This window comes from Candidatus Propionivibrio aalborgensis, assembly GCF_900089945.1.
In the GTDB taxonomy this organism is placed as follows: Bacteria; Pseudomonadota; Gammaproteobacteria; order Burkholderiales; family Rhodocyclaceae; genus Propionivibrio; species Propionivibrio aalborgensis.
Genome location: NZ_FLQY01000277.1, coordinates 1 through 3,292 on the forward strand (window position 1 = coordinate 1; position 3,292 = coordinate 3,292).

At 53.6% G+C, this 3,292-nt stretch carries 4 protein-coding genes; all 4 read left to right on the forward strand.

The features are described 5' to 3' along the window. Positions 1 to 9: 9 nt before the first annotated feature. Entirely contained in the window at positions 10 to 147 is a 138-nt protein-coding gene (locus PROAA_RS12915) for a cbb3-type cytochrome oxidase subunit 3 (RefSeq protein WP_245664272.1), read from the forward strand. Next, on the forward strand, positions 144 to 1,076 hold the full coding sequence (gene ccoP / locus PROAA_RS12920; RefSeq protein WP_186411735.1) for a cytochrome-c oxidase, cbb3-type subunit III: 933 nt from the start codon (positions 144 to 146) through the stop codon (positions 1,074 to 1,076). The genes PROAA_RS12915 and ccoP overlap by 4 nt, the downstream gene beginning before the upstream one ends. Positions 1,077 to 1,216: 140 nt before the next feature. Further along, a complete protein-coding gene (ccoG, locus tag PROAA_RS12925; RefSeq protein ID WP_186411736.1) occupies positions 1,217 to 2,635 on the forward strand; it encodes a cytochrome c oxidase accessory protein CcoG in 1,419 nt (472 codons plus the stop codon). After that, entirely contained in the window at positions 2,632 to 3,195 is a 564-nt protein-coding gene (locus PROAA_RS12930) for a FixH family protein (RefSeq protein WP_186411737.1), read from the forward strand. Before ccoG ends, PROAA_RS12930 begins: the two co-directional genes overlap by 4 nt. The last annotated feature ends 97 nt before the right edge of the window (positions 3,196 to 3,292 follow it).

Below are 3,292 nucleotides of genomic sequence, written 5' to 3' on the forward strand. Positions count from 1 at the left end.
TTTCTTGGGATCGTCTGGTGGGCTTATGGCGTAAAGAGCAACAAACAGCGATTTGAAGAAGCTGCCAACTTGCCGTTTACAGATGAGGAAACGGACCGAGCCGAACTTGGCCTTTCTTCCAGTAGCGAACTGAGGAAAACATCATGAGCGACTTTGTAAATGAATTCTGGAACTGGTATGTCATCCTGGGGGTGCTGGTCAGTATCCTGGCGTGCGGCGTCGTTCTCTGGATGCAAAGTATTCACCATCCTTCCCACGAACAAACAACGGACACCACCGGGCACGTGTGGGACGAGACTCTGGAAGAGTTCAACAATCCGCTTCCCAAGTGGTGGATGTGGCTGTTCTACGCTACCGTTGTTTTCGCGCTGATTTACGCAGTCTTGTATCCGACTCTCGGTGGTTTTCAGGGGGTCTTCGGTTGGTCGACGGCTGGTGAGCACCAGAAGGAAGTCAAGAGCGTAGAGGACAAGGTCAAGCCGCTGTTCGACAATTACCTGAAAATGGATCTGAAAGCCGTGGCTGCAGACCAGAAGGCCATGGAAATGAGTGGGCGCCTTTATCAGACCTATTGCATGCAGTGCCACGGCGCGACGGCTCAGGGTTCAAGAGACCAAGGCTTTCCCAATCTTACCGACGCTGATTGGCAGTGGGGGGGAGAGCCGGCACAGATTGTGGAGACGATTACCAATGGGCGTATGGGTATGATGCCTGCCTATGGCGGAAACCCGGATGCTATCGGTGGCGAGGCTGGCGCCAAGGAAGTGGCAAACTACGTCCGCTCGCTCTCCGGACTGAGCAACGACAGCGCGCTTTCTGCCAAGGGCAAGACGAAGTACGAAACCGTGTGCAGTGCATGCCACGGGCAGGACGGCAAAGGAATGCAAGCCCTGGGCGCCCCTAACTTGACCGACAAATCCTGGCTTTACGGGAGTTCCGAGGCCAAGATAGTGGAAACCATCACCCAGGGGCGCGCCAACCAGATGCCGCCCTGGAAAGATTTCCTCGGTGAGGCAAAGATTCACTTGCTCTCCGCCTACATACTCAATCTGGGCGCTGGGGCCAATAAGCAGTAAGCGTTCCGGACACGGGCAACGAGGTTGCTCGTGTCTATTTACTGGGCGGGGGTTGACGGGGACTCTGTCACAAATTGTTTTTCAATCGTGTTGTATATTAGAGTAACGTGAAATTCTGAAATTGTTTGGGGCTGGTAGTCATGAGCAAGGTGGTTAATAACCCGGACAGGCCGATCGTCATCAATTCAGACGGGCTGTATGAGAAGCACAAGACGGTTTACGCGCGTAGTGTAAAAGGAGTTTTCAATAATTGGCGCTGGGTCATGGTTTGCTTTACCCAAGCCTTGTTTTATGGCCTGTGCTGGAGCGACTGGGACGGCCGCCAAGCCGTCCTCTTCCACCTTGTCGAGCGGAAGTTTTATATTTTCGGTATGGTGTTCTGGCCTCAGGATGCGATTTATCTGGCTATCCTGCTGGTCATTTCGGCCTACGCGCTGTTTCTCGTGACGGCTGTCGGGGGTCGGCTCTTCTGTGGTTACGCCTGTCCGCAGACGGTCTATACGGAAATATTCATGTGGATCGAGCGGAAGCTCGAGGGCGAACGGCCGGCGCGAATGAAGCTTGACGCGCAATCCATGTCGGCGCGCAAGTTCCGTGTGAAATTCAGCAAGCATTTCCTGTGGCTGGCCATTGCCTTGTGGACGGGTTTCACCTTTGTCGGCTATTTCACGCCGATCAAGGAGCTCGGGCATTCCGTTGCCTCGTTTTCACTCGGCCCGTGGGAATCTTTCTGGATTCTTTTTTACGCCGGTTTCCTGTATCTGATGGCCGGCTTTATGCGCGAGCAGGTGTGCAAGTATATGTGTCCGTATGCTCGTTTCCAGGGGGTAATGTTTGACCCGGATACGCTGATTATCACTTACGATGTCGATCGTGGCGAACCACGCGGCAGGAGAAGGAAGAACGCCGGGCCAGAAACACAACAAAATCTGGGCGACTGTGTCGACTGCAGTATCTGTGTTCAGGTTTGCCCGACCGGGATCGATATTCGTCATGGGTTGCAGCTTGAGTGCATTGCTTGTGCCGCGTGTATTGATGCCTGTGATGAAGTAATGGACAAGGTGGGGTCGCCGCGCGGTCTGATTCGCTATTCCACCGAGAACGCTCTCGCCAAGCGCTATAAGCCGCGCGATATTCTGGCCCATCTGATGCGGCCGCGCACAATTCTGTACTCGTCGATTCTGATGACGATTATCCTCGCTACCGTCTGGAGTCTGACTACCCGAATTCCACTCAAGGTCGATGTTCTACGTGATCGCTCAACGCTTTACCGCGAAGGGGACGACGGACTGATCGAGAATGTCTTCACGCTGCAGGTCAAGAATACCGACGTTGAGGCGCACCGCTACAAGATCAGTGTCAGTGGGATCGATGGAATTGACATCATGGGTGAGCGGATAGCTGAAGTGCCGGCTGCGTCGAACAAGAGCATTCTGATTGTTGCAGCGGTAAGAGAAGGCGTCGCAGACAAGGGTTCCAACAAGATCAGTTTTGAAGTTCGCTCAATAGCCAATGACAATATTGCGGTCCAGGAAAAAACGACTTTCTTCATGCCATGAATACCAAACTGAATGAAACAGTCCAACCTTGGTATCGGTCTCCCTGGCCGTGGATACTCATGGCGGGGCCTGTGATCGTTATCGTTGCCGGTGTGATTACCACTTACCTGGCGATTAGCAGCAACGACGGATTGGTCGATGACGACTACTACAAGCAGGGTCTGGCGGTGAATCAGACAACGGCTCGCATTCGTAATGCCATCAGTCTGGGTTTGCAGGCAGAGTTGATGCAAAACGCAGAAGGAACCCGGATTCGAATTCTCCTTAGCGGGAAGCCCGACACCGTTCTGCCGGACGTGCTGAAATTGCATATTACCCATCCAACTCGCGCAGGGTTTGATCAGAATGTGCGCTTGGAGACCGATGGTTCGGGATTCTATTCAGGCGTTCTCAGTGCCCGTCTGGCAGGCCGTTGGCATATCGCCCTGGAAGACGAGAAGCGCGAGTGGCGTTTGACAGGTGAGTGGATTATCGAAGGAACTGAGTCTTTGCGATTGCCGGCGGAACTGCAAGGAGTAACGGGGCCCGGAATGCGGACTGACACCCGGAGAAATGAGTAGCCGCTTGGGGAATGTCGTTGAAAGGCAGAGCTTGGGCGATTCTGTTGAAAAACTCGCCACGATTCATCGCGTGCGATACAATATGCGTATAGCATTT

Coding starts and splice junctions, on each gene's coding strand:
- ccoP (WP_186411735.1), top strand. CDS start 144: ATGAGCGACTTTGTAAATGAATTCTGGAACTGGTATGTCATCCTGGGG.
- ccoG (WP_186411736.1), top strand. CDS start 1,217: ATGAGCAAGGTGGTTAATAACCCGGACAGGCCGATCGTCATCAATTCA.
- PROAA_RS12930 (WP_186411737.1), top strand. CDS start 2,632: ATGAATACCAAACTGAATGAAACAGTCCAACCTTGGTATCGGTCTCCC.